31 protein-coding genes are annotated in these 25,482 nt (G+C 53.4%); 25 read left to right on the top strand and 6 right to left on the bottom strand.

All coding sequences use genetic code 11. The features are described 5' to 3' along the window. Window positions 1-156 precede the first annotated feature (156 nt). The 4 genes from N7387_RS00590 to cobA form a co-directional block, all read right to left on the bottom strand. Window positions 157-858 carry a bifunctional precorrin-2 dehydrogenase/sirohydrochlorin ferrochelatase gene (locus N7387_RS00590; protein ID WP_279796098.1) on the bottom strand — a complete coding sequence of 234 codons (702 nt, stop codon included), beginning with the start codon at window positions 856-858 and terminating at the stop codon, window positions 157-159. Window positions 859-1,181: 323 nt separating this feature from the next. Then, complete coding sequence (locus N7387_RS00595) at window positions 1,182-2,042, bottom strand: GHMP kinase (protein WP_279796099.1); 861 nt, start codon at window positions 2,040-2,042, stop codon at window positions 1,182-1,184. After that, entirely contained in the window at window positions 2,035-3,117 is a 1,083-nt protein-coding gene (gene cobD / locus N7387_RS00600) for a threonine-phosphate decarboxylase CobD (RefSeq protein ID WP_262860488.1), read from the bottom strand. Before cobD ends, N7387_RS00595 begins: the two co-directional genes overlap by 8 nt. A 63-nt stretch (window positions 3,118-3,180) precedes the next feature. Continuing rightward, entirely contained in the window at window positions 3,181-3,966 is a 786-nt protein-coding gene (gene cobA / locus N7387_RS00605) for a uroporphyrinogen-III C-methyltransferase (protein ID WP_262883309.1), read from the bottom strand. A 778-nt stretch (window positions 3,967-4,744) separates the two neighbouring features. Here cobA and N7387_RS00610 point away from each other — a divergent pair. From N7387_RS00610 to N7387_RS00730, 25 genes are all read left to right on the top strand, one after another. After that, window positions 4,745-6,130 carry a cobyrinate a,c-diamide synthase gene (locus N7387_RS00610; protein ID WP_279796100.1) on the top strand — a complete coding sequence of 462 codons (1,386 nt, stop codon included), beginning with the start codon at window positions 4,745-4,747 and terminating at the stop codon, window positions 6,128-6,130. Next, window positions 6,127-7,086, top strand: coding sequence for an adenosylcobinamide-phosphate synthase CbiB (cbiB, locus tag N7387_RS00615; RefSeq protein ID WP_279796101.1), 960 nt, complete (start codon window positions 6,127-6,129; stop codon window positions 7,084-7,086). Before N7387_RS00610 ends, cbiB begins: the two co-directional genes overlap by 4 nt. 9 nt (window positions 7,087-7,095) lie before the next feature. Continuing rightward, a complete protein-coding gene (locus N7387_RS00620; protein ID WP_004239019.1) occupies window positions 7,096-7,725 on the top strand; it encodes a cobalt-precorrin-8 methylmutase in 630 nt (209 codons plus the stop codon). A gap of 2 nt (window positions 7,726-7,727) precedes the next feature. Beyond that, a complete protein-coding gene (cbiD, locus tag N7387_RS00625; RefSeq protein ID WP_279796102.1) occupies window positions 7,728-8,885 on the top strand; it encodes a cobalt-precorrin-5B (C(1))-methyltransferase CbiD in 1,158 nt (385 codons plus the stop codon). Continuing rightward, window positions 8,882-9,493, top strand: a complete 612-nt coding sequence (locus tag N7387_RS00630; protein ID WP_279796103.1) for a cobalt-precorrin-7 (C(5))-methyltransferase — start codon at window positions 8,882-8,884, stop codon at window positions 9,491-9,493. Before cbiD ends, N7387_RS00630 begins: the two co-directional genes overlap by 4 nt. Continuing rightward, window positions 9,493-10,062 carry a decarboxylating cobalt-precorrin-6B (C(15))-methyltransferase gene (locus N7387_RS00635; protein WP_279796104.1) on the top strand — a complete coding sequence of 190 codons (570 nt, stop codon included), beginning with the start codon at window positions 9,493-9,495 and terminating at the stop codon, window positions 10,060-10,062. The genes N7387_RS00630 and N7387_RS00635 overlap by 1 nt, the downstream gene beginning before the upstream one ends. Beyond that, a complete protein-coding gene (locus N7387_RS00640) occupies window positions 10,055-10,834 on the top strand; it encodes a cobalt-precorrin-4 methyltransferase (protein WP_036408525.1) in 780 nt (259 codons plus the stop codon). The genes N7387_RS00635 and N7387_RS00640 overlap by 8 nt, the downstream gene beginning before the upstream one ends. Further along, a complete protein-coding gene (locus N7387_RS00645; protein ID WP_279796105.1) occupies window positions 10,809-11,876 on the top strand; it encodes a cobalt-precorrin 5A hydrolase in 1,068 nt (355 codons plus the stop codon). The genes N7387_RS00640 and N7387_RS00645 overlap by 26 nt, the downstream gene beginning before the upstream one ends. After that, window positions 11,870-12,595 (top strand): precorrin-3B C(17)-methyltransferase, encoded by a 726-nt coding sequence (locus N7387_RS00650; protein WP_025154337.1) that lies wholly within the window; start codon window positions 11,870-11,872, stop codon window positions 12,593-12,595. Before N7387_RS00645 ends, N7387_RS00650 begins: the two co-directional genes overlap by 7 nt. Next, complete coding sequence (locus N7387_RS00655; RefSeq protein ID WP_262862789.1) at window positions 12,592-13,380, top strand: cobalt-precorrin-6A reductase; 789 nt, start codon at window positions 12,592-12,594, stop codon at window positions 13,378-13,380. Before N7387_RS00650 ends, N7387_RS00655 begins: the two co-directional genes overlap by 4 nt. Window positions 13,381-13,397: 17 nt before the next feature. After that, the gene (locus N7387_RS00660; RefSeq protein ID WP_279796107.1) at window positions 13,398-14,180 is read left to right on the top strand and encodes a sirohydrochlorin cobaltochelatase; all 783 of its coding nucleotides are present in this window, start codon (window positions 13,398-13,400) and stop codon (window positions 14,178-14,180) included. A gap of 9 nt (window positions 14,181-14,189) precedes the next feature. Next, entirely contained in the window at window positions 14,190-14,915 is a 726-nt protein-coding gene (locus N7387_RS00665; RefSeq protein ID WP_279796108.1) for a cobalt-factor II C(20)-methyltransferase, read from the top strand. Between the two features lie 15 nt (window positions 14,916-14,930). Beyond that, entirely contained in the window at window positions 14,931-15,665 is a 735-nt protein-coding gene (locus N7387_RS00670; protein ID WP_274370411.1) for an energy-coupling factor ABC transporter permease, read from the top strand. Then, complete coding sequence (locus N7387_RS00675) at window positions 15,662-15,940, top strand: energy-coupling factor ABC transporter substrate-binding protein (protein ID WP_024472830.1); 279 nt, start codon at window positions 15,662-15,664, stop codon at window positions 15,938-15,940. Before N7387_RS00670 ends, N7387_RS00675 begins: the two co-directional genes overlap by 4 nt. Then, the gene (locus N7387_RS00680) at window positions 15,927-16,604 is read left to right on the top strand and encodes an energy-coupling factor ABC transporter transmembrane protein (protein WP_262883317.1); all 678 of its coding nucleotides are present in this window, start codon (window positions 15,927-15,929) and stop codon (window positions 16,602-16,604) included. The genes N7387_RS00675 and N7387_RS00680 overlap by 14 nt, the downstream gene beginning before the upstream one ends. After that, window positions 16,601-17,449, top strand: a complete 849-nt coding sequence (locus tag N7387_RS00685) for an ATP-binding cassette domain-containing protein (protein WP_279796109.1) — start codon at window positions 16,601-16,603, stop codon at window positions 17,447-17,449. Before N7387_RS00680 ends, N7387_RS00685 begins: the two co-directional genes overlap by 4 nt. Then, window positions 17,446-18,981 carry a cobyric acid synthase gene (locus N7387_RS00690; RefSeq protein ID WP_279796110.1) on the top strand — a complete coding sequence of 512 codons (1,536 nt, stop codon included), beginning with the start codon at window positions 17,446-17,448 and terminating at the stop codon, window positions 18,979-18,981. Before N7387_RS00685 ends, N7387_RS00690 begins: the two co-directional genes overlap by 4 nt. Then, window positions 18,978-19,523: a bifunctional adenosylcobinamide kinase/adenosylcobinamide-phosphate guanylyltransferase gene (gene cobU, locus N7387_RS00695; protein WP_045139127.1), complete on the top strand. Its 546-nt coding sequence runs from the start codon at window positions 18,978-18,980 to the stop codon at window positions 19,521-19,523. Before N7387_RS00690 ends, cobU begins: the two co-directional genes overlap by 4 nt. Then, window positions 19,520-20,284 carry an adenosylcobinamide-GDP ribazoletransferase gene (gene cobS / locus N7387_RS00700; protein WP_279796112.1) on the top strand — a complete coding sequence of 255 codons (765 nt, stop codon included), beginning with the start codon at window positions 19,520-19,522 and terminating at the stop codon, window positions 20,282-20,284. The genes cobU and cobS overlap by 4 nt, the downstream gene beginning before the upstream one ends. A gap of 4 nt (window positions 20,285-20,288) precedes the next feature. Next, window positions 20,289-20,915, top strand: coding sequence for an alpha-ribazole phosphatase (cobC, locus tag N7387_RS00705; RefSeq protein ID WP_279796113.1), 627 nt, complete (start codon window positions 20,289-20,291; stop codon window positions 20,913-20,915). Between the two features lie 30 nt (window positions 20,916-20,945). Continuing rightward, the gene (gene cobT, locus N7387_RS00710) at window positions 20,946-22,007 is read left to right on the top strand and encodes a nicotinate-nucleotide--dimethylbenzimidazole phosphoribosyltransferase (protein ID WP_262860481.1); all 1,062 of its coding nucleotides are present in this window, start codon (window positions 20,946-20,948) and stop codon (window positions 22,005-22,007) included. Between the two features lie 31 nt (window positions 22,008-22,038). Then, window positions 22,039-22,950: a LysR substrate-binding domain-containing protein gene (locus tag N7387_RS00715; RefSeq protein ID WP_025154349.1), complete on the top strand. Its 912-nt coding sequence runs from the start codon at window positions 22,039-22,041 to the stop codon at window positions 22,948-22,950. A 290-nt stretch (window positions 22,951-23,240) separates the two neighbouring features. Then, entirely contained in the window at window positions 23,241-23,486 is a 246-nt protein-coding gene (locus N7387_RS00720) for a hypothetical protein (RefSeq protein WP_262860482.1), read from the top strand. A 2-nt stretch (window positions 23,487-23,488) separates the two neighbouring features. Next, complete coding sequence (locus N7387_RS00725; protein WP_162817250.1) at window positions 23,489-23,638, top strand: hypothetical protein; 150 nt, start codon at window positions 23,489-23,491, stop codon at window positions 23,636-23,638. Beyond that, window positions 23,638-23,895 (top strand): type II toxin-antitoxin system RelE/ParE family toxin, encoded by a 258-nt coding sequence (locus tag N7387_RS00730; protein WP_279796116.1) that lies wholly within the window; start codon window positions 23,638-23,640, stop codon window positions 23,893-23,895. The genes N7387_RS00725 and N7387_RS00730 overlap by 1 nt, the downstream gene beginning before the upstream one ends. 63 nt (window positions 23,896-23,958) lie before the next feature. On the opposite strand, the gene N7387_RS00735 is transcribed toward N7387_RS00730, so the two are convergent. Next, window positions 23,959-24,711: a M48 family metalloprotease gene (locus tag N7387_RS00735; protein WP_279796117.1), complete on the bottom strand. Its 753-nt coding sequence runs from the start codon at window positions 24,709-24,711 to the stop codon at window positions 23,959-23,961. 177 nt (window positions 24,712-24,888) lie between these two features. Beyond that, on the bottom strand, window positions 24,889-25,479 hold the full coding sequence (gene cobO / locus N7387_RS00740) for a cob(I)yrinic acid a,c-diamide adenosyltransferase (protein WP_024472838.1): 591 nt from the start codon (window positions 25,477-25,479) through the stop codon (window positions 24,889-24,891). Window positions 25,480-25,482: the final 3 nt, after the last annotated feature.

Genomic DNA, 25,482 nt, shown 5'->3' on the forward strand with positions numbered 1-25,482 from the left:
AAAGAAATAAAAAAACGAATGATGCAAAAAAGTAAAAATTTTATTATTAATATGATAAAAACACTGTTCTTTTTTTGTTATCCCGTGGCTGAAATAAACCATTCAGCTCACATAATTACCCCGGAACCGCTATTTCGGTGCCGGGATTTTATTTTTTCAGTGAGTTCCGTGTTCTTCGGTAAACTGAGCCAGCAGGTAATTGAGATAGTCAGTCAGCAGTTCATCATCGTCCAGCGGCAGAAGTTGTTCCAGGGCAGTATCGGTAAAAAACGTCTGCCAGAACTGCCGTTTGGCATCGCGGGAAGCATGAGTGGCTTTTACCTGCTCACGCAATCGTGCGGCGGCACGCAGTTTCACCGGCGCATCCGCCGGAATTGCCTGCATGACACGGTGTTTCAGGAACTGTGTATAGACCGGGTTTCCGCCGCAGGTCAGCGCAATCTGAACCGGCGGCACATCAATGGTGGCCGGGGAGATAAATGAGGCACTTTCCGGCGCGTCAGTGACATTACAGAAGCAGTGGCGGGCATTGGCCTGTTCCAGCACCTGCTGATTCACTTCCGGCGAGTCCGTCGCGGCAAAGGCCAGCCAGCAGCGTTGCGGCCACAGTGCGGCATCAAAGTCCGCTTCCGTCAGCGTCAGATGCGGTTTTTGCGCCAGAGCGGTGAGGTCTCCGTGAAACCAGCGGGCAATGACGGTGACATGCGCCCCCGCCTGTAACAGTGTCCGGCATTTATGGGCGGCGACTTCCCCGCCCCCCACGATCAGGCAGGTTTTTCCCTGTAAATCACAAAAAAGCGGATAACGCAGCATAGTGTCTCCTTTGCGGACAGCGTCAGAATCAGTTGTCTGAATCATATCCTGCCCGTTGCCGGGACGCAGCAAAGCAGCGCGTACTTTGTGGTGCCGCGCGGTAAATTGAGGGGGAATGCTCAGCCCCGTCATCCATAACACGCATGCTTTTCGTTTCTCTGCCGGTTATCTGCCTTTTACTTTGACATGATGAAAACCGTAGATGTGGTTCTGAAGAAAAATCAGCGCGGAGGTCATCCGCTAAATTATTCAATTTGCAGCAAGGCGGCAAATGAAAGAAACCGGGGAGCATACACCAGTATGTGACCCGGTTTATTGAGTGCAGCCAACACAGCTGCGGATTGAAGAATGACGCGGATGGCGGAGGATTAGCGGACGCCGCCGGGTGCCATGCTCACCTCATGCACCTGCGGATAAAACCGGTCCAACTGATGCCGCTGGATCCAGTCATAAATAAAATCTTTGTCATGCAGGGTGTCATCATAGATAAGCCCGGCCACGCTGCCGCTGTGGGCAACATTCAGGCCGTAAATCTTTCCTTTATCTGCCAGCGCACGCAGTTCACTGAAGCCGGGTTTGGGCAGCAGATCCTGGCTGGCGATCGCACTCAGAGTGGCTGCTTCGCCCAGGCGCTGCGGGTCATGCTGCTCACAGGCGACGGTAAGCTGTTTCCAGGCCTGAGCCAGCAGGGATTCCCGCGCCAGCAGTGCGGCACGGCGATCACGTTTATGAAAATCTTCTGTCAGTACCACATCCGGGCTTTCCAGCAGCAACAGTTTCAGATCCGGCGCCCAGCCGAGTGATATTTGTGTCTCAGCCGTCTGGTGATCAAACAGTGTCAGGGAAGAAAAGAGTGTGCTGTCTGTCGGTTCAACCGCCACACACAGTTTTGCGAGGGTTTCCGGTGATAACTCATGACCGTAAAAGCGCGCGGTGGCCTGGGCAGTGGCGGCAATATCCGCCGTACTGCTCGCCAGCCCTTTGCCGACAGGGATGGTGGATTCATATTCGATCCGCAGCATACCAGTGGCTTCCGGGACAATATCCAGATGTTTCAGCACCTGTTCGAGCATCTGGCGCATACGGGGCCGTTCCAGCCCCAGCGGAACACCCTCTTCCACCGAGACATAGCTGTACCAGTTGATGGGGCAGGAAACCAGTTTTTCGCCCCCGAGGATCCATCCCTGCAACAATTCTCCGCAGGATGCCGGACAATGTGCCTCAGCCATGTTGAAATACCTGTTTTAATGCGCCGATAAGGTGACGGTTTTCCGCCTGACTGCGGACCGCGATCCGGTAATAAGAGCCATCCAGCCCCGGGTAGTTCTGACAGCGGCGGATCAGCAGCTTATATTTCAGCAGTGCGGACTGAAGTTCCACGCCGTTCAGGCAGCGGATAAAGATGTAGTTTGCTGCCGGTTGCCGGATTTTCAGCAGCGGAAACTGCCGCAGTTCATTGCACAGATATTCCCGCTGGGCGGCAATAAAATCCTGTGTTTTGCGGATGTATGCTTCATCATCCAGCAGCACCTCGCCCACCAGCGCCGCCAGGCCGTTGATCGTCCAAGGCTCACGCCAGGCTTTCAGGTTGCTGATGATGTGGCTGTCGCCGCACAGCAGATAACCGAGGCGAAGACCGGGAATGGCGAAAAATTTTGTCAGTGAACGCAGCAGATAAAGGTAGCGGGTTTCCGGCAGACGCGCTGTCAGCGGTGATCCTTCCGGCATAAAATCAATAAAGGCTTCATCGACAATCAGATGAATATGACGGGATTCACACAGGGACACCAGTTTGTGCAGCAGCGCGGTGTCCGGCATCAGCCCGGTCGGGTTATTCGGCGTGGCGATAAAGACGCAGTCCGGGCGGCGGGCTTCAATATCCGCCAGCAGGGATTCATCCGGCTGGAAATCATTCTCTTCCGTCAGCGGGTGCTCGATGATATCGCAGCCCTGCTGTTCCAGTGCTCTGCGGTATTCGGCAAATCCGGGGGTTAACAGTAATGCGCTGTGAGGATTAAGATGGCGCACCAGCGCATAAATCAGTTCCGTCTCTCCGTTACCGGCAATGACCTGTCCCAGCTCACAACCGGCACCTTTAGCCAGTGCGGCATGCAGATAGCGGTATTCAATATCCGGGTAGCGTTCAATAACAGACAGGTTATCGCGGATGATGGCTTTAACCCTCTCGGGCGGCCCCAGCGGATTAATATTGGCACTGAAATCGAAGATAGATGCGGGTGAGATGCCGAGGAGCTCAGCCACCTCTACCACATTACCACCGTGTTCGCTCATAGCCTCCTCCAAATGTAAGGGCTGCACACAGTATCACCTGCATACAGCCGGATGCTTATTATTTTAAGGATAATACTATGACGCAGCGTCTAATGGGGCTTCCTGCGTAATATCAATTTGTGTGGCAGCAAATGCCAGGATCTGGTGCAGATTCACCACATTACCGACGACAATCAGTGCCGGCGGATGTAATTTATGACGCGCAGCCTCTTCCGGTAAGGTGGCGAGGGTGGCGGTAACCACCTGCTGGCGCTGCTGGCTGGCATACATGACCACGGCAGCCGGGGTATCCGGTGATTTTCCGCCGTCGATCAGGAGCTGGCTGATTTCAGCCAGACGGGTCATCCCCATCAGGATCACCAGCGTACCGTTAAGGGCAGCCAATGCGTTCCAGTTCTGTGGCTCATTCCCCTGACACATATGACCGGTAACCACATGGAAGCTTGATGCGTGATCGCGGTGAGTGACCGGAATGCCTGCATATGCCAGTCCGCCGATAGAGGAACTGATCCCCGGGATAACCTCAAAATCGAGGCCGTTCTGTGCCAGGGATTCCGCTTCTTCACCACCGCGCCCGAACACATACGGATCCCCGCCTTTCAGGCGCACCACATTTTTACCTTCTGCGGCATATTTCACCAGGATGGCATTGATTTCTTCCTGCGGCACCGGATGGTGATTCGGTGTTTTACCGACATTGATGATTTTGCAGTCCGCCGGGGCACAGGCGATCAGCTCAGGATTGACAAGACGATCATGCACCAGCACTTCGGCATGACGTATACAGTGAAGTCCCTTTACGGTAATTAATGATGCATCTCCGGGTCCGGCTCCGACCAGCCATACTTTACCTTTGCTCATTTTATTGCCTTATCAATCAGATTAATCAACATGAAAAAATCACATCATTTTATTCGTTATGCACAACACCTGGTGGTGATAAAAAATACTATTTATTAATGATGTTTTGTCGTTGGACAGCAGTATTAATTACCCGTGAATTTTATTCTTTGATCTATTCACGATAAATGCGTAATAAAGACAATTCTGTTTAATATTTTGTATTATTAAATAATCACAGGAAAAAATATATGACTAATATCCCAATAATACGTTCACGTGGCGGAAGAGTTCATGAAAAAAAATCAAGTAGATCATGCACTTTCAAGCAGCTGAAATAAATAGCTTTTTACATTCAGCTCATAAAAACAGGTTATTATAATCAACAAAACAGCTGTTATTTATGAAATTATCATTAACAAATAATAAAAACAAGATCATTTAATTAACATATTTGCATATGTTTATAAAAATAAAGTAGTTGCATTTTATTCATCTTGATCACAAATCAAGTATTTATGTGAAGAAACTCACAAACTGTAATAAGCAGATATATAAAAGCAGCATTTTATGTTTTATTAAACCTGAATATAAATAGCCGTAAAAAATCACTATATCAAAAATCGGCAATGTTAATTAAATGATCATTACATTTTCGCATCGCTGTTCAGCAATATTCTGTATTGCTTATGATCATGAAAATAAAAAGACAGTTCACCGGGTTAATTTATTTAACCTTTTTTTGCTTTCCTGGTATCAGGACGTTTTTTTGGCAACAACACCGTGTCAAAGGTAGCGTATGGATAAGGCACAAAAACAGGTCTTCGTGATCGCGGGCACCAGCAGCGGTTGCGGAAAAACCACCATCACCCTCGGGATCATGCGGGCACTCAATGCCCGCGGGTTGCGTGTCCAGCCCTGCAAAGTCGGCCCTGATTACCTCGACAGCAGCTGGCATACCGCTGTCACCGGCGTACCTTCCCGTAACCTGGATGCCTTTATGCTGCCGGCGTCCGTTCTGACCCCGCAATTCCGTCATTATATGCAGGACAAAGACGCTGGTGTGATTGAGGGCGTGATGGGGCTGTATGACGGTTTTGGTACCGATCCGCACTATTGCAGCACCGCCGCGATGGCAAAACAGCTGGACTGCCCGGTGATTATGCTGGTCGACGGCAAAGCGGTTTCCACTTCTGTTGCCGCCACGGTGATGGGATTTCAGCATTTTGATCCGTCACTGAATATCGCCGGGGTGCTGATTAACCGGGTGAACAGTGACAGCCATTTTCAGCTCCTGAAACACGCGATTGAACACTACTGCCATGTGCCGGTGATCGGTTACGTGCCGGTCATGAATGACATAGAACTCCCTTCCCGTCATCTGGGGCTGATCCCGCCGCAGGAGCAGGCACAGCAGACTGAGCGCTGGCAGCGTCTGGCTGATCAGATAGAAAAAACCGTTGATGTGGATAAGCTGCTTTCCCTGACACACTGGCAGGCACCGGCAGACAGCACTCCAATACAGCTCGCCACACCGGGTGCCGGACGCGGGCTGACTGTCGCCGTAGCGGATGATGCCGCTTTTAACTTCTATTATCCCGATAATCTCGATTTACTGCGTCAGAGCGGTGCGGAGATTGTCACATTCAGCCCGCTGAATGACAGCGCCCTGCCGGATCCGTGCCATATGATTTACATCGGCGGCGGTTATCCGGAAGTCTATGCTGAAAAACTTTCATCTAACACGGCTATGCGGAACGCACTGCGGGCGGCACATCAGCGCGGTATTCCTGTTTATGCGGAGTGCGGCGGGCTGATGTATCTCGGTGAAACCCTGACAGACAGCAGTGGCAACACGTTCCCGATGACCGGCATCATTGCCGGGCACAGCACCATGGGTAACCGCCTGAAACGCTTTGGTTACTGCGAAGGCACCGCACTGACAGACACCACACTGGTACGTGCCGGTGAACGCCTGCGCGGCCATGAGTTCCATTATTCTGATTTTGTCACTGATCTGCCGCCTGCTTTTGAGTTTATCAAAGAGCGCGACGGCGAAATCCTCAAACGCTGGCACGGCGGTTATCAGGTTGGTAACACCTTTGCCGGTTATCTGCATGTGCATTTTGCCCAGCGTCCGGGATTATTGGATCACTGGTTTGCCCTGGCACGGAGTGTGTTATGACGTTACTCAGCTGGCTGGCAGCGTTCCTGCTCGACTGGCGCCTCGGTGACCCGGAGCACTGGCCGCACCCGGTCCGCTGGATTGGCAACGCCATCCGCAAGACCGAAGGTGTGATCCGCCGCCGCTGTCAGAGCAGTGCGGCACTGCGCCGGGGCGGAGCCGTGCTGTGGATTGTGATCGTCGGCGGCGCCTGGGCGGTGAGTTACGGTGTGCTGGCGCTGGCGTTTTATCTGGAAACCAGTCTCGGCTGGCTCGTCACCATCTGGATGACCTACACCGTCCTTGCCACCCGCTGTTTGCAGGATGCGGCAATGCGGGTGTATGACGCGCTGAAAGCAGATGATCTGGCTGAGAGCCGTGAAAAATTATCGTGGATCGTCGGGCGTGATACCCGGGAGCTGACACCGCCGCAGATCACCCGCGCGGTAACCGAAACGGTCGCGGAAAACACCACCGACGGTGTCATCGCCCCGCTGTTCTTCTTATTACTGGGCGGTGCGCCGCTGGCAATGGCCTATAAAGCGGTGAATACCCTGGACTCGATGGTCGGCTATAAAAATGAAAAGTACGGCGATATCGGTATGTTTTCCGCCCGTGCGGATGATGTCGCCAACTATATCCCGGCGCGTCTGAGCTGGCTGCTGTTCACTTTCGCCGCCTTTGTTCTGAAATACCGTTACCGGGACGCTTTCCGCACCGGGTTACGTGATCACGCCAATCACCGCAGTCCGAACAGCGGCTGGTCCGAAGCGACGGTCGCCGGGGCACTCGGTGTGCAGCTGGGCGGGCCGAATACCTATTTCGGGCAGTTGGTTGATAAACCGTGGATCGGTGACAACACCCGCGACATCAATGCAGACGATATTCTCAGCACCATCCGGCTGATGTGGGTTGCCTCTTCCGCCGCACTGGCGCTGTTCGCCGTCATTCATCTTCTGGCACAGTGGATTTTGTAAGGGAAAAATATGAGTTACATACAACAGCCGCAGGAAATCGAAAAAAACAGTTTTCTGATCATTGATGACATTATCCGCGAAACACGACCGGAATACCGTTTCGCCAGTGATGATCACGCGGCGATTATCAAACGCGCTATCCATACCACTGCCGATTTTGACTGGCTGGATATTCTGCATTTTTCTGACGGCGTGATTGAAATCCTCCGTGACGGCATTATGCGCGGCTGCACTATTTATACCGATACCACGATGGCGCTGTCCGGGATCAACAAAACCCGCCTGGCGAAATACGGCTCAGAGTGCCGCTGCTATGTCAGTGACCCGCGTGTGGTCGCCGCTGCCAAAGAACAGCAGATGACCCGCTCCATGGCGGCAGTGGATATCGCCATGCAAGAGCCGGGGGAGAAAATTTTTGTCTTCGGTAATGCGCCGACCGCCCTGTTCCGCGTGCTGGAACACACAGAAAAACCGGTTGCCGTTGTCGGTGTGCCGGTCGGTTTTGTCGGCGCGGCAGAATCCAAAGATGCGCTGGCGGAGAGCTCGCTGCCGTGTATCGCCGCACTCGGCCGCAAAGGCGGCAGTAACGTGGCCGCCGCAATTATCAACGCCATCCTTTACCGGATGCCGGAGGCGTAATCATGACGCAGGAAAACACCACAGCACCTGACGATAACGGCACCGGCGTCGTCTGGCACAAAGGCAAGGCACTGCGCAAGGGGTATACCACCGGCTCCTGTGCCACCGCTGCCGCCAAAGTGGCGGCGCTGATGGTGTTGCGTCAGGAAATAATTCAGCAGGTTTCGATTGTCACACCGTCCGGCGTGACACTGAACCTGAATGTGGAAGAGCCGCTGATTTGCGGACAATCCGCCACCGCTGCCATCCGCAAAGATGGCGGCGACGATATTGATGCCACCCACGGCATGCTGATTTTCGCCCGGGTCGCGCTCAATGACAGCGGTGTTATCACCCTGGACGGCGGCGAAGGTGTCGGCCGTGTGACCAAAGTCGGTGTCGGACTGCCAATCGGTGATGCCGCCATCAACAAAACCCCGCGCCAGACGATTGAAGCCGCGGTGCGTGAAGCTATCGGCCCGAACCGGGGGGCGGATGTCACCATCTTTGCCCCGGAAGGGGAAGAGCGGGCGAAAAAAACCTATAACGGTCGTCTCGGTATTCTCGGCGGGATTTCGGTAATCGGTACCAGCGGCATTGTTACACCGATGTCGGAAGAGAGCTGGAAACGCTCCCTGTCCATCGAACTGGAAATGAAACGCGCTCAGGGTATGACCCGCGTTTTCCTGGTGCCGGGTAACCACGGCGAACGGTTTGTCAGCGAACAGCTCGGACTGGACGGTGCGTATGTCGTCACCATGAGTAACTTTGTCGGCTATATGTTGCAGGAAGCCACACGACTGAAGTTTGAGCAGGTGGTGATCCTCGGGCACTTCGGCAAGCTGGTCAAAATCGCCGCAGGCATTTTCCACACCCACAGCCATATTGCGGATGCGCGGATGGAAACCCTGATCGCTAATCTTGCCCTGATCGGCGCCCCGCTCTCTTTATTACAGGACGTGGACGGCTGCACCACTACCGAAGCGGCGATTGAACTGATCAATGCGCAGGGCTGGCAGGCGGTCTACCCGCGGATCGCGGAAAAAATCTGTGACCGGATTAATCAGATGCTGCGTTTCTCCGATGAGCCGCCGCACTGCGATGCCATTCTGTTCTCGTTTGATAATCAGGTGCTGGGGACCAACCGTCCGCTGAGCGCCATAACGGAGGGATTCCGATGATTTATGTGACAGGTGTGGGCCCCGGCTCAGAAGCGTATCTGACCCGGCGGGCAGCGGACGTAATTTCCGGCGCGGATATTTTAATCGGCGGTCAGCGCCATCTGGATGAATTTGCCGGGCTGTCTGCCGAAACCCGTGTCATTGATGCGGATATCAGCGGCCTGATGAACTGGATAGCAGAACGTCTTGATCGCCGCATTGTCATTCTGGCCTCCGGTGACCCGATGTTTTTCGGCATCGGCAAACGCATCAGCGAAACCTTTGCACCGGAACAGGTACAGATAGTGCCGGGTATCAGCTCAGTGCAATACCTGTGTTCCCGTGCCGGCATGGATATGAATGATATCTATCTCACCAGCAGCCATAACCGCAGCCCCGATTTTGACTGGCTGCTCGCCCATGAGCGTATCGGTATGGTGACCGACAGTAAGATCGGCCCGAAAGAAATCGCCGCCGAAATCCTGCTGCGCGGTCAGACCCGGCGGATGATTATCGGGGAAAACCTTTCCGGCCGGAATGAGCGGATCACCATTCTCAATGCAGAAGAGGTCACCGGTGATTACAACATGAATGTGGTGTTAATTGATAAGCGGGGCAGCGTGGCCTGATGAAAGACGAACTGTTTTTACGCGGACAACAGATCCCGATGACCAAAGAGCCGGTGAGAGCACTCGCCCTGTCACGGCTGGATTTACAGGGCGCACAGCGCCTGATTGATGTGGGTGCGGGTACCGGCAGTGTTTCCATTGAAGCGGCACTCAGCCACCCGGCGCTTGAGATTATTGCCATCGAGAAAAAACCGGAAGCCATTGCGCTGATCAAAGAGAACTGCCTCCATTTCCGCTGCCCGCAGATCCGCGTGATTGACGCGTATGCACCGGTGGAACTGGCTGAAAAAGCAGATGCCGTGTTTGTCGGCGGTACCGGCGGCAATCTCACGGAGATTATCGACTGGTCTCTCGATCATCTGCACAGCGACGGCACCCTGGTGATGACCTTTATCCTGCTGGATAACCTGACACAAGCCATTGCACACCTGAAACAGTGTACGGTGAGCGAACTGGACTGCTGTGAATTACAGGCCGGAAATATGACCGCGCTCGGACACAGTTATTATTTTAAACCGAATAATCCTACCTATCTTATTTCCTGCCGTAAGGAGGCGCGTTGTGGCTGAACAGTTTGACCGTCAGAAAGTCTGGTTTGTCGGAGCCGGTCCCGGGGATATCAGTCTTATCACCCTGAAAGGCTACCGTATTTTACAACAGGCTGACATCGTCATTTATGCCGGTTCGCTTATCAATACTGATCTGCTGGACTACTGTAAAGACGGCGTCGAAAGCTACGACAGCGCCGCCATGACCCTCGACGACATCATCACCGTGATGGTTGACGGAGTGAAAAGCCACAAACTGGTGGTGCGCCTGCAAACCGGCGATCTCTCCCTGTACGGCTCTATCCGTGAACAGGGTGAAGTGCTGTCAGAACACAATATCGGTTTCAGCGCGATCCCGGGCGTCAGTTCCTTCCTCGGTGCCGCCGCGGAACTGGGTGTGGAATACACCGTACCGGAAGTGTCCCAGAGCCTGATTATCACCCGTATCGAAGGCCGTACACCGATGCCGCCGAAAGAGAGTCTGCGCAGCTTTGCCGCTCACCAGACCTCAATGGCGATTTTCCTGTCAGTTCAGGATATCAAAGGCGTGGTGGAACAACTGACCGAAGGCGGTTATCCGGAAACCACCCCGGTGGCGGTGGTGTATAAGGCGACCTGGCCGGATTGTCAGGTGCTGCGCAGCACACTGGCGGAGATCACCGTCGCCGTGCGCGAAGCAAAAATCCGCAAAACCGCACTGATTCTGGTCGGGCCGTTCCTCGGCGACGAGTATCACTATTCAAAACTGTATGACGCAGGCTTCAGCCATGAGTACCGCAAAGCCTCGCGGTAAGCGCATTGCGCTGTTTTGCCTGACACCGGGCGGTAAAGCACTGGCGGAAAAGATCCGCCCGTTGCTCCCGGTGACCTGTTACACCAGCGAAAAACTGGTGTCGGAGGGCTTTGAGCCGTTCCGTGACAGCTTTGCCGCGACTTTACAACAGGCATTTGCAGAGAATGACGCCCTGATTGTCATCGCCGCGACCGGCATTACCGTCCGGGTACTGGCGCCGGTGATTCAGGACAAAATGAGTGACCCGGCGGTGATCGTGATGGATGAAAAAGGACAGCATGTGATCAGCCTGCTCTCCGGCCATCTCGGCGGTGCCAATGAACTGGCCGCCTGGCTGGCGGGCAGAATCGGCGGACAGGCGGTGATCACCACCGCCACGGACGTGAATCAGGTCACCAGTTTTGATCTGCTGGCGCGGGATATGGATGCCACTTTCTCCGATTTCCGCAACACCGTCAAAACCCTGAACCAGATGATGGTCAGCGGAGAGCGCATCGGTATCTGGTGGCATCCGGATATGGCGGCTGAGCAGGACAAATACGCCTTACCGGGGCTTATCCCGGTGGCTGATTTGCGTTCTCTGCCGGAACTGGATGCGCTGGTGTGTGTCAGTTACCGCCGCGAGGAAATTATGCTGCCGGTGCCGGTGTATAAACTGATCCCGCGCCGGATTATTGCCGGTATGGGCTGCCGCAGAGATACCCGGGCAGATGAGGTTCAGCAACTGTTTGCTGAACAACTGGCTGAGAACAATCTGCTGCCGGAAGCCGTCCGCGCTATCGGCAGTATTACCCTGAAAGCACAGGAGCCCGCCCTGCTGGCGCTCGCGGCCCGTTATCAGGTGCCGTTTACCGTATTCAGTGCTGAGGAGCTGGCCCCTGTGGCGGCACAGTTCCCGGAATCGGAATTTGTTAAAAAAACCACGGGTGTCGGGAGTGTATCCCGGCCGGTCGCCTGGCTGATGAGCAAAGGCTGTCTGATAGGGCAAACCTGTAAGACCCGGGGGATCACCATTACGTTAGGAGCAGAAACAGTATGTTAACCGTTATAGGCATTGGCCCCGGCAGTGAAGCCATGATGACCGAAGAAGCCGTCACCGCACTGAAAGAAGCGGAAGTGGTCGTCGGGTATAAAACCTATACCCATCTGGTGAAACCTCTGGTGGGCGACAAAGAAGTCATCAAAACCGGCATGCGCAAAGAGATCGAACGCTGCCATCTGGCCATTGAGCTGGCACAGGAAGGGAAAAACGTGGCGATGGTGTGCAGCGGTGATGCCGGGATTTACGGTATGGCAGGGCTTATCCTCGAAATCGTCACCAAAGAGAAGCGCGATATTCAGGTGCGTGTGGTGCCGGGCATTACCGCCAGTATCGCCGCCGCCTCTCTGCTGGGTGCCCCGCTGATGCACGACTTCTGCCACATCAGCCTGAGCGACCTGCTCACGCCGTGGGAGGTGATTGAGAAACGCATCAAAGCCGCCGCCGAAGCCGATTTTGTTATCTGTTTCTATAACCCGCGCAGCCTGGGGCGCGAAGGTCATCTGGCCCGTGCATTTGAACTGATGGCACCGTTCAAAGCCGCCACCACCCCGGTCGGCGTGGTGAAAGCCGCGGCCCGTAAGAAAGAAGAGAAATGGATCACCACGTTCGGTGAGATGGAATATGAGCGTGTCGATATGACCAGCCTGGTGATTGTCGGTAATAAATCCACCTATATCAGTGATGATCTGATGATCACACCACGGGGATACAAACTGTGAATGACGGCAGACTGCTGATTTTCGGCGGGACCAGTGATGCCCGTCTGCTCTGTGAGCGCCTGGATGCACAGGGGGTCCGCTACCGGCTCTCTGTCGCCACCGCCGCAGGCCGTCAGCAGGCAGCCGGCTTACAGGGTGAGATCCGGGAAGGCCGGATGGATGCACAGGCGATGGCGGAATACTGCCGCCGTCACGGGATCCGCCTGCTGGCGGATCTCTCACATCCTTACGCCGCCGTGCTCAGCGACACAATTTTGCAGGTGCAGCGTGAGCTGGGTATTCCGCTGGTGCGTTATAACCGTCCGAGTGATATTGACGCGGTTGATAACCCGCTGATTTACAAAACGGACTCCATTGACAGCGCCTGTGAGATTGCCATGACACTCGGTCAGCGGATTTTGCTGACCACCGGCAGTAAACAGCTGGCGGATTATATTGCCCGTCTGCCGGGAAAAACTGTGCTGGCGCGGGTACTGCCGACACAGGACGTTCTGGCACAGTGTGAATCTTACGGGATGACCATTGATCAGATTTTTGCCCTCAAAGGGCCGTTTTCGGCGGAGTTTAATGAAGCGTTTTACCGTTACTGCGGTGCGGATGTGGTGATCACCAAAGAGTCCGGCACACAGGGCGGATTCAGTGAAAAAGTCGCCCCCTGTCTGGCGCTGGGAATTCCCTGCATTGTCGTGGTACGCCCGCAAACCCGGGTGTCCGGTGATGTGACTGAATTGCAGGATCTTTGCGGGGTAGAGCAGTATCTGACATCCCGTTTTTCTGTCTGTTGATTTACTGAGGTTATGAGATGAAAAAAGCGTTATTAGTGATTAGTTTCGGCACCAGTTACGCGGAAACCCGTGAAAAAAATATCGAAAGCGGTGAAAAGCAGCTTGCGGCAGCGTTCCCCGGCCGTGATTTTTTCCGCGCCTTCACCTCCGGCATGATTATCCGCAGGTTAAAAGAGCGCGATAACCTGCATATCAGTAACCCGGAAGAGGCATTACGCCATCTGCATGAGCAGGGTTATGAGGATGTGGCTATCCAGTCACTGCATGTGATTAACGGGGATGAGTACGAAAAGATCGTCAGCCAGGTCGAAAAATACCGTCCGTTCTTCCGCTATCTGCGCGTGGGCAAACCGCTGCTGAGCAGTTTTGAGGATTATTCCCTCCTGATTGATGCCCTGCACTCCCAGATGCCGGAACTGAAAGAAGATGAGCGCGTGGTCTTTATGGGTCACGGTGCCACTCACCACGCCTTCTCCGCTTATGCCTGTCTGGATCACATGATGACCAACAGCGGCTTCCCGGCCCGTGTCGGCGCGGTGGAAAGCTATCCGGAAATCGACCTGATTATTAAAGGTCTGAAAGCCGAAAACGTCCGCAAAGTCCACCTGATGCCGCTGATGCTGGTCGCCGGTGACCATGCCATCAATGATATGGCCTCCGATGAAGAAGATTCCTGGAAAACACAACTGGAACAGGCCGGGATCGAGGCAACCGCGTGGTTACAGGGCATGGGTGAGAACAATATGATCCGTCAGATGTTTGTCGAACACCTGGCGCAGACAATGGATAACGGGGAGTAATATCCGCACATGAGTCAGCAAACAGAAAAACCACAGGGCAGACTTTACGCTATCGGCACCGGTCCCGGTGCCAGTGACCTTATCACGGTGCGCGGCGCACGGATTATCAGTGAGCTGGATATCCTGTATGCCCCGGCCGGTAAAAAAGATGCCCCGAGCCTGGCACATACCATTGTCACCCCGTATATCACCGGTAACACCACGGTGAAAACCTATCACTTCCTGATGAAAGCCTCACAGGAAGCGAAAGAAGCAGTCTGGGATGACGTCGCGAAAGCGATTCAGGACGATGTGGCTGACGGTAAAAAAGTCGGCTTTATCACCCTGGGCGATTCCATGCTGTTCAGTACCTGGGTTTCCCTGCTGGAGCGTATCGGCAATCAGCCATGGCTGGAAGTGATTCCGGGCGTGACCTCGTTTGCAGCTATCGCGTCCCGGGCCGTTGTCCCGCTGGCAATGGAAAACCAGAGCCTTGCTGTCATGTCGTGTACCGCATCTCCTGAAGAGCTGGAGCATGCGATCACGCATCATGAATGCATTGTGTTAATGAAAGTCTATGGTCGTTTACAACAGGTACGCGATCTGCTCCGCCGCCATGATCTCTTTGATCACGCCATCCTGATGGCCGATGCCACACTGGAAACTGAACAGTGCTGGCGACGCCTGGATGAGATCGACGACGAACAGACACTGCCTTATTTCTCAACGGTATTAATTAATAAAACCCGGAAATAATTCGGTGAGGTTGTTATGCAACAGAAACTCACGCAGTTCTCGTTAACCGGTGCCGCCGTCACAATTCTGCTGATGATTGCACCCCAGGAAGCCTTTGCCATGCATATCATGGAGGGCTTTTTACCGCCGATGTGGGCGATTGCCTGGTGGCTGATTTTCCTGCCGTTCCTCGGTGCGGGGATTGTCCGCCTTAAAGCGATTGTTCAGGAAGATGCCAACCAGAAAGTTCTGCTGGCGCTGTGCGGTGCCTTTATCTTTGTGCTTTCCGCACTGAAGATCCCGTCAGTGACCGGCAGTTGTTCTCACCCTACCGGGGTGGCGCTGGCGGTGATCCTGTTCGGGCCATCCGTGGTGGCGGTGCTCGGCTCCATCGTGCTGCTGTTCCAGGCATTACTGCTGGCACACGGCGGCCTGACCACCCTCGGTGCCAACGGTATGTCGATGGCGGTTATCGGACCGATCGTCGGTTATCTGGTCTGGCGTTTCACCACTAAACTGGGCTGGCGTAAGGATATCTGCGTCTTCCTTGTCGCGGTGATAGCGGATTTAACCACCTATTTTGTCACCTCGGTGCAGCTCGGGGTTGCTTTCCCGGATCCGCAGATGGGGATGGGTGCGGCGATCCTGAAATTCATGGGTATCTTCTGTCTGACCCAGGTACCGATTGCGATTGCGGAAGGTCTGCTGACGGTACTGGTTTATGATCAGCTGGTGAAACGTAATCTGGTGAGTAACGAGGTGCGGGCATGAAAAAGACACTGATTTTACTGTTTCTGACTGTTGCGATTTTTATCATCCCGTTTTTTATCGATCATGGCGGTGAATACGGCGGCTCAGATGATCAGGCAGAGCAGCAGATCCTCGCTATCGCGCCGGATTATGAACCCTGGTTTGAGTCTCTGTATGAACCGGCCAGTGGTGAAATCGAAAGTCTGCTGTTCACATTACAGGGCTGTCTGGGCACTGCGGTGATTTTCTACGTGCTCGGTTACTACCGCAGCGGCCGGAAAAATGCAAAGCCTTGATGCGCTGAGTTATCAAAGCCGCTGGCGTCAGCGCGATCCGGTAGCGAAATTCGCTTTCTGGGTTGTGATGATGGTTCTGGCAATGAGCCTGCCGCCGGCAGGCCAGGCGGCTTTATTACTGTGTATTGCGGCGTTTACCTGCTGGTTACTGCGGGTATCGCCGCTCCGCTATCTGAAATGGCTGCTGATCCCGTTCAGTTTTCTGGCGGTGGGTCTGGTGGCCATTATTATCTCCTTTTCCCGCACACCGGACAGTCTGCTGTGGGGTATTCAGATTGGTCAGTACTGGGTGGGTCTTGATCCCGCCGGTCTGGCAACCGCCAATCAGACCTTCTGGCGCAGCATGGCAGCTCTCGCTGCCACCTTCTGGTTTATGCTCAATATGCCGTTTGAACAGTTGATTAAACTGATGAAACGCGGCCGTCTGCCGCTGGTGCTGATTGAGCAGATTCTGCTGACCTGGCGCTTTATCTTTATCTTTCTGGAAGAAGCCGCCACTATTTATCACGCACAATCCCTGCGCTTCGGCTACCGCAACCTGCGCACCGGCTACCGCTCACTGGCGATGCTGGTCACCATGCTGTTTTCCCGCGTGATGATGCGCTATCAGCAAATGTCCGTCGCACTGAATGTGAAGCTCTATCAGGGAGATTTCCACCTATGAATCATCACCCGCAATTATCGGTCAGTGGTCTCACATTCCGCTATCAGGACGATAATATCCTGAAAAACCTGACGATGGATTTCGGCGCGTCTCAGATCACCGGTATTATCGGTGCCAACGGCTGCGGGAAATCCACTTTGTTTATGAACCTGTCCGGTATTCTGAAGCCACAGGGCGGTCAGGTACTCTGGCGCGGTAATCCACTGAAATACGACAAAAAATCCCTGCTGGAATTGCGTCAGCATGTGGTGACCGTTTTTCAGGATCCGGATATGCAGATTTTCTATACGGATGTGGACAGTGATATCGCGTTTGCCCTGCGCAATCTCGGGGTGGAAGAGGATGAGATCAAACGCCGCACCGATGAGGCACTGCGGCTGGTGGATGCGCTCGCCTTCCGCGACAAACCGGTGCAGCACCTGAGTTTCGGGCAGAAAAAACGCGTGGCAATTGCCGGGGCGCTGGTGATGCAGTCAGACTATCTGCTGCTCGATGAACCGACTGCGGGGCTGGATCCCGCCGGACGCCAGCAGATGATTGATCTGCTGGCCCGTATTGCCGCCGCCGGTAAACACATCGTGATTTCCAGCCATGACATTGATCTGATTTATCAGGTCTGTGATGGTATTTACGTGATGTCGCACGGCGAGGTGTGCGGCCACGGCACGCCGGAATCTGTTTTCCTGCAAAAAGAGATGATCACCGCCGCCGGGCTGGAACAGCCGTGGCTGGTCAAACTCCACTGCGAAACCGGACTGCCGCTGTGCAAAACTGAACAGGCGCTGTTTGCACAATTGCAGCAGCAGACAACTCCCGCCGCCGGAACACACGAGGTAATGGCATGACATTTTCACTGATGATCCAGGGTACGGCTTCCGATGTCGGAAAAAGTGTATTAGTCGCCGGATTCTGCCGGATTTTTTCTCAGGACGGGCATCACTGTGCGCCGTTCAAATCACAGAATATGGCACTGAACTCGGGGATCACCCGTGACGGCAAAGAGATGGGCCGCGCGCAGATCTTTCAGGCGGAAGCCGCCGGTATTGAACCGGATGTGCGCATGAACCCGGTTCTGCTCAAACCGACCTCTGACCGCAAATCCCAGGTTATCCTGATGGGGAAAGTCGCGCAGAATATGGATGCGGCGGAGTATCACCGCTACAAACCGCAGCTGAAAGCCATGATCCGTGATGTTTACAATGACCTGGCTTCTGAGCACGACATCATTGTGCTGGAAGGCGCGGGCAGCCCGGCGGAGATCAATCTGCGCGACGGCGACATTGTGAATATGGGCATGGCGGAAATGATAGACGCCCCGGTGATCCTGGTGGCGGATATCGATCGCGGCGGTGTGTTCGCCTCGATTTACGGCACACTCGCCCTGCTGACCGATGACGAACGCGCCAGGGTGATCGGCGTGATCATCAATAAATTCCGCGGTGATGTCGCACTGCTGATGCCGGGCATTAAACAAATCGAAGATCTGACTCACGTTCCGGTGCTCGGCGTACTGCCGTGGCTGGATGTGGATCTGGAAGATGAGGACGGCGTCGCATTACAGGTCGGCAAATATGACGGCAAAACCGAAGAAGTGCTGGATATTGTGGTGGTTCAGCTGCCGCACATTGCCAATTTCACCGATTTCAATGCCCTTGCCGCCCAGCCGGATGTCCGTCTGCGTTATGAATCTGATCCGCTGCTGGTCGGTGAACCGGATCTGCTGATTATCCCCGGCAGTAAGAACACCCTCGGAGACCTGCTGTGGCTGCGCCAGAAAGGAATGGATAAAGCCATTCTCACCCGCCATGCACAGGGCACACCGGTTGCCGGGATCTGCGGCGGCTATCAGATCCTCGGTAAACATATTTATGATGATGTCGAATCCGGATTATCCGATCTGCCGGGACTGGGGCTGCTCGATATCACCACCCGCTTCTCTCCGGAAAAAAATACCACCCAAACCGCCGGTACTGTTTGTCATTCACTGCCGGGAATTTGGTCTGCCTGTCAGGGCGAACCGATCAGCGGCTATGAGATCCACATGGGCGTGTCCGAAACCGGCGCGGATGCCATCCCGTTTGCACAGATGCATGAGAAAAACCGCGAGCCGTGCAACCATGCTGATGGCGCGGTCAGCCCGGACGGCAGTGTGATGGGCTCTTATCTGCACGGCATTTTTGACCGCAACAATTTCACCCGTCCGCTGCTCAATCAACTGCGGAAAAAGAAAGGGTTGGAGCCGCTGCCGGAAAGCACGTTTGACTATGCACTGCATAAAGAACAGCAGTTTAATATTCTGGCGCAGCAGATGCGGGAACACCTCAATATTAATGAAATCGGCCGTCTGATGCGTGCGCATAAGGAGAAAACAGCATGATTTTAATCACCGGCGGCGCCCGCAGCGGTAAAAGCAGTTTTGCTGAAGAACTGGTGGATAACCGCTGTCACAGTGCGCTCTATATCGCCACCTCGGTGATAACAGATGACGAAATGGCCGCCCGCGTGGCGCGTCATAAGGCCGATCGCCCGCAGCACTGGCGCACATGGGAAGGCTTTAAAAACATTGCCCATGCTATCCGCTATGAACGCAAACCGGGCGAAGGGGTGATGCTGGAATGTATCACCACGCTGATTGCCAACCTGCTTTATGATGCCTCGGGCGGCGCGGATCCGGACACGCTGGATTATGCCAAGCTGGAGATCGGCATCAACAGCGAAATCGACCATATTATTGACGCCTGCAAAGAGAGTGAGTGCCCGGTGTATATCGTTACCAACGAACTGGGCATGAGCATCACACCGGAAAACCGGCTGGCACGTCATTTTGTCGATATCGCCGGACGTATTAACCAAAAACTCGCCCGTCAGGCCGAACAGGTCTGGCTGGTGGTCTCCGGGATCGGAGTTCAGATCAAATGAACCTGAAATACCTGTGGGCGACACTCCAGTTTATTACCCGGATTCCGGTGCCGCAGCGCTGGAGTGAAGGTACGGAGTTTCAGCAGTACGGGCGCGGTGTGCCGTTTTTTCCGGTGGTCGGACTGATTGCCGGGATCATTGCAACACTGCTGACGGTGTGGATTGCGCAGGCGACTCACAGTCCGCTGATCGCCGCGCTGGGCTATGTACTGGGACTGATCCTGATCACCGGCGGTTTTCACCTCGATGGCCTGGCAGATACCTGTGACGGCATTTTTTCCGCCCGCAAACGCGAAAGAATGCTGGAGATCATGCGCGACAGCCGCATCGGTACACATGGCTGTCTGGCACTGATTTTTGCCCTGATGGCAAAATCTGCTGCCGCGTATGAGCTTCTCGCCGCCTCTTCCCTGTCTCTGACCGCCGCCGGACTGCTGATTTGCGCTCCGGTCGTAGGCCGCACCTGTATGTCACTGGTGATGTACAACCAGCGCTACGCCCGCGAGGGGGAAGGGATGGGCAATATTTATATCGGTCGTATCACTCTGCGCCAGTTTGTCATCACCCTTGTCACCGGCGCGGTGATTGTCACGGTTGCAGGCGGGATGAAAGCCCTCGGCGCACTGATTATCACCGCCTTTATGATTTACGGGCTGGGGCGCTATTTCCGCCATCACCTTGGCGGACAAACCGGGGACACACTCGGTGCCGCTGAAGAGTGCGGGGAAATCATCTTCCTGCTCGCCCTGTTCTGGGTGTAAGCGGATGAGTATCAGCCGCTTTATTCTTATCCGCCACGGGGAAACCGCCGGGAACAAAGACGGCCTGTTCTACGGCAGCACCGATTTGCCGCTGACAGAACACGGCCACCGCCAGGCAGCCGCCGTGGCTGCTTATCTGCATGATATTCATATAGATACGATACTAATCAGTGAATTACAGCGGGCAAGACAGACAGCGGAATACATCCGCGCCCCGGAAACTCATCACTATCGCTGTGACCCGCGCCTCAATGAAATGCACTTCGGGGAGTGGGAAATGCAGCATTACCGTGAGATTGCCGCCCGTTACCCGGCGGACTGGGAGACCTGGATGAAGGACTGGCTGCATGCCGCGCCGACCGGCGGCGAGCCGTTTCCGCAGTTTGCGGCGCGGGTTCAGGCGCTGGCAGATGAACTGCGCCGGGAGGCATCAGAAACCCCGGCAACCCGGCTGATTGTCGCCCACAAGGGCGTGCTCGGGCTTATCATCACCCGCTGGTTCGGCCTGCCCGCAGAGGCCATGTGGCAATTCCCCTGTGAACAGGACAGTTACAGTGTGACGGAATGCCGCGACGGATTTATGACGTTAGCTGTGTTTAACGGGCGATCACGTTTTACGCCTGTTGTTTGATTATAAAAACAGAATGTGAGCATAAAAACAATGACAACACTGAAAGACCTGATCCGTGCGATCCCGCCTCTGGATCACGCGGCCATGCAGGCGGCAGAGCAGCATATCAACGGGTTAGCCAAGCCGCCGCGCAGTCTCGGACGCCTGGAAGATCTGGCGGTGCATCTTGCCGGCATGCCGGGGATTGACCATCCGGATAATCTGCCGAAAGAAATTATTGTGATGTGCGCGGATCACGGCGTATTTGCAGAAGGTGTCGCTGTCACCCCGCAGGAAGTCACTGCTATTCAGGCGCGCAATATCCAGAAACAGCTGACCGGTGTCTGCGCGGTTGCCCGCAGCAACGGCACCAGCGTGCTGCCGGTGGATATCGGCATTGACTGCGATCCTATCGATGACATGATTTCCCTGAAACTGGCACGCGGCTGCGGCAATATCGCCAAAGGCCCGGCAATGTCTTACGCCGATGCGGAGCATCTGCTGATCGCCAGTGCTGAGCTGGTAAAACAGCGGGTTGCCGCCGGGATCCGCGTTGTCGGCACCGGGGAACTGGGGATCGCCAATACCACCCCGGCGTCTGCAATGATCAGTGTCCTGTGCGGGCTTGATCCGCATGATACCGTCGGTATCGGTGCCAATCTGCCGCTGGATCGAGTCTCGCACAAAGAAGCGATCGTCAGACAGGCTATCGCGGTGAACAAGCCGGATCCGGCAGATGCCATTGATGTGCTCGCCAAAGTCGGCGGGTATGATCTGACCGGCATGACCGGTGTCATTCTGGGTGCTGCCGTCTGCGGTATTCCCGTCGTGCTCGACGGCTTTTTATCTTACGCCTGCGCTATCGCAGCCTGCCGTCTGGCCCCTGCTGTCCGGGACTATCTGATCCCGTCCCACTTTTCCGCCGAGAAAGGCGCGGGTATCGCGCTTGAGCAGCTCGGTCTGAAACCTTTCTTATATTTGGATCTCCGGCTGGGTGAAGGCAGCGGCGCGGCATTAGCCATGTCCGTGATTAATGCCGCATGCAGCATGTATTGTCATATGGGGCATCAGGCCGGGAGTGGTTTCACTCTGCCGCCATCCCCCACCCGGTAAAATGGATTATATTTTTAGGGAGTAAAACGCCATGCGAAAGAAGATCCCGAAAACGGATTTACTGATCACCTTCGAAGCTGTTGCACAGTATGAGAGCTACACCCGGGCAGCGGAAGAGTTATCACTGACCCAGAGTGCAGTTTTCCGTCAGATTGCCGCGCTGGAAGAATTTCTGAATGTGTCGCTGTTTCATCACGTCCGCAAACGCATTTTCCTCAGTGATGCCGGAAAACATTACCTCGGACTGGTGCATGACACGCTGGATAAGCTGGAGAAAGACACCCGGGATATTATGTCCTGGCAGTCATCACAGCAGTTGTTTGAACTGGCAGTAACACCGACCTTCAGCACACACTGGCTGATCCCGAATTTACAGAGCTTCCGTGAAAAACATCCGGAAATCGCCTTAAGTATCAGCGCATTAACTACTCCGGCGGACTTTACCAGTCTGAAATACGATGCGGCGATCATGCGCGAGGATTTCTGTAATCCGTGGCCGGATTTTGAATATCTGTTCGAGGAAGAACTGGTGCCGGTGTGCAGCCGCATGCTGTGGCGCGATGACAGTATCAAACTCACCACCAGCCAGGTGCTGGAAGAGTTTACTCTGCTGCACCAGACCACCCGCCTCGATGCCTGGAGTGACTGGTTCCAGCTCTCCGGCATTCACAATCCGAAAACCCGGGTCGGTCCGCGCTTTGATCTGCTGTCGATGCTGATCTCCGCTATCCGCTCAAATCTCGGTGTGGCGCTGCTGCCGCGTTTTGCTATCCAGAAAGATCTGGAAAACGGTGATCTGGTGATCCCGTGCGACCTGCCGATGAGTACCGGTAACCGCTTTGTCCTTACTTATAAAGAGGACAAAAAAGGATCACTCAATCTGCGGAAATTCAGTGACTGGATCCATGAGAAATCACGGGAAAAAGAACTGATTTTGTCTTAATCAATACGTCCTCTGTTGATACAGAGGGCGTGCTTTTTGTTGTCTGCATTATCCGGATAACAATACGTCACCTCTGTTTTTTAATATAAAAATATAATATCAAAATAAATAAATAAATAAATAAATATAAATACTTCACAAAAAGATATATTTGAACCCGTCATATATCGCCTGCTATATTACCCGCGCAGATAAATTATGTACAAGCCTGTTTTTATCATTATTTATTTCATTGCCAAACTGACAATCTGATATACTTATCTCATATCACATTATTTTACGAGGCAAACATGAAAGTCAGCATAAACGATTTTAATCAAAACATCATTTCAATGATAAAAAATCCGGATTTATCAGAAGGTGAGGATATCCTTATTTATGATGATAATAATGAGTTAGCGGGTGTCATAATCCAACCCAAACTTTATCAGTTTATCATTAATAAGATAAACGAAATTGAAGATGCTGAAGATAGTGCTGTCAGTTACAGCCATGATTCAGACACAATATCACTGGATGATCTATTAAAGGAATAACAATGGATAACCCTGAGTTTACGGATGAACGCAACGATAACGAAATTGATAAAAAACTGGCAGAGCAGGCCGAAATGGAAAGGCTGAGTTTTACCAGACAAAGTATCAAAAATTTTAAAACGCTGGAGCAGCTATTAGAGGAGAATAAATAATGTATAACGTTAAATTCTCCCCGAAAGCTGAAAAAGAATTAAAAAAACTGGATAATGTATACCGGAAGCGGCTGTTAAATAAATTAGTTCTTTTAAAAGAGAGTCCGCGTTCAGGACCTAATATAAAATCAATGCAGGGAACAAGTAACCGCTATCGTTACCGGATGGGTGATATCCGTACCATATATGATATTATTGATGATGAACTTGTTGTTTTAATAGTAAAAGTTGGCTGGCGCGGCGATATTTATGATTAACCGGAATCTGATTTTGTGAAGACGTGATACCAAAAGGTATCACGTCTTTATTATGAGGAATAATTACTTTTTATCTTCCGCGATCCGCTTACGGATATTCTCTGCGCGCTCTGTGGTCGGCGGGTGAGAATCAAACATGCTGTTCTGCCCTTTATCCATTTTCGCGAGTTTTTCAAAACTGGTGGCCAGACCTTCAGTGGAAATGCCGCGTTTCTTCAGCAAATCATAAGAGTAATTGTCGGCCTCCGTTTCCTGATGCTGAGAGAACTGGGCATTCACCAGTTTTACCCCCATATCAGCAAACTGAGAATTACTCAGCTGGGATGCAATCCCCCCCGCTGAACCTGCTGCGGTTTTTGCCGCCACAGCAGCATAAGCCACCTGCATGGCTTTCTTAGTATGGCCAAGATCGACATGTCCTAATTCATGCCCGAGAACACCTTCGATTTCATTGTCATTCATCATGTCCATCAGGCCGCTGTAAACACGGACACAGCCGTTCGCCATCGCCCAGGCATTCGGCTCATTGGTCATATACACTTTGTAATTCACTTTGGTGCCGTTAACGTCAGAGCCCAATGATTTGGCAATTTTGTTCATACGGGCAGTATATTGGCTTGATGCCGGTGCAACCTTGTTTTGGGCATCCATCTCTTTACAGGCGCCGTCAGTCAGTTTCACCATATCCGCATCGGTCAGGGTTGCGGCCTGAAATAACTGACCACCGGACTGCGCCAGCGAGTCGTAATTCATATTCTGGCAACCGGCCAGAACAACAACAGATACCGCGAGAGCAGAGAGTGTCTTTAATTTCATTATATTCGTTTCCGTTTTTTACAGGGTATATCTCCTGCCTTTGAAAATATCAATACAGGTTTATCCGGCACCAGCAGTCTATTCTGAAAAACCGCGATAACACCGCTTTACCGGCAAAAAAAATCGCCCCGTATCAACGGAGCGATTGTGACAGCAGGATTGTATTTACGAAATGAATTACCAGTCGATCCCTTTCTGTGCCTGAATACCGCTGTCAAATGCGTGTTTAACCGGACGCAGTTCACTGACGGTGTCTGCCAGATCCGTGATATCACGGTGACATCCCCGGCCGGTAATAATTACGCTCTGGTTTTCAGGACGGTTTTTCAGGTAACTGATAATCTCATCCAGATCAATATAGCCATAGCGCACCATGTAAGTCAGTTCATCCAGCACCACGAGGTCATAAGACGGATCCTGTAACATTGCTTTACCGAACTGCCATACTTCCTGTGCTGCTTTGGTGTCGCCTTCTTTATCCTGCGTGTTCCAGGTAAAACCGGTGGCCATAATATGAAATTCAACCCCCAGTTTTTCCAGCACATTGCGCTCGCCGCACTCCCACTGGCCTTTGATAAACTGCACCACACCGACTTTCATACCGTGTCCGGCGGCGCGTGTCGCGGTACCAAAGGCCGCTGTCGATTTCCCTTTCCCGTTACCGGTGAAGACCATCAGGACCCCGCCGGTCTTCTGAGCCGCGGCAACGCGCCCGTCGACATGCTCTTTCAGTTTCTGTTGCCGTTGTTGATAACGTTCGTCGCTCATGCA

This window comes from Morganella sp. GD04133 (assembly GCF_029835375.1).
Taxonomy (GTDB): Bacteria; Pseudomonadota; Gammaproteobacteria; order Enterobacterales; family Enterobacteriaceae; genus Morganella; species Morganella morganii_B.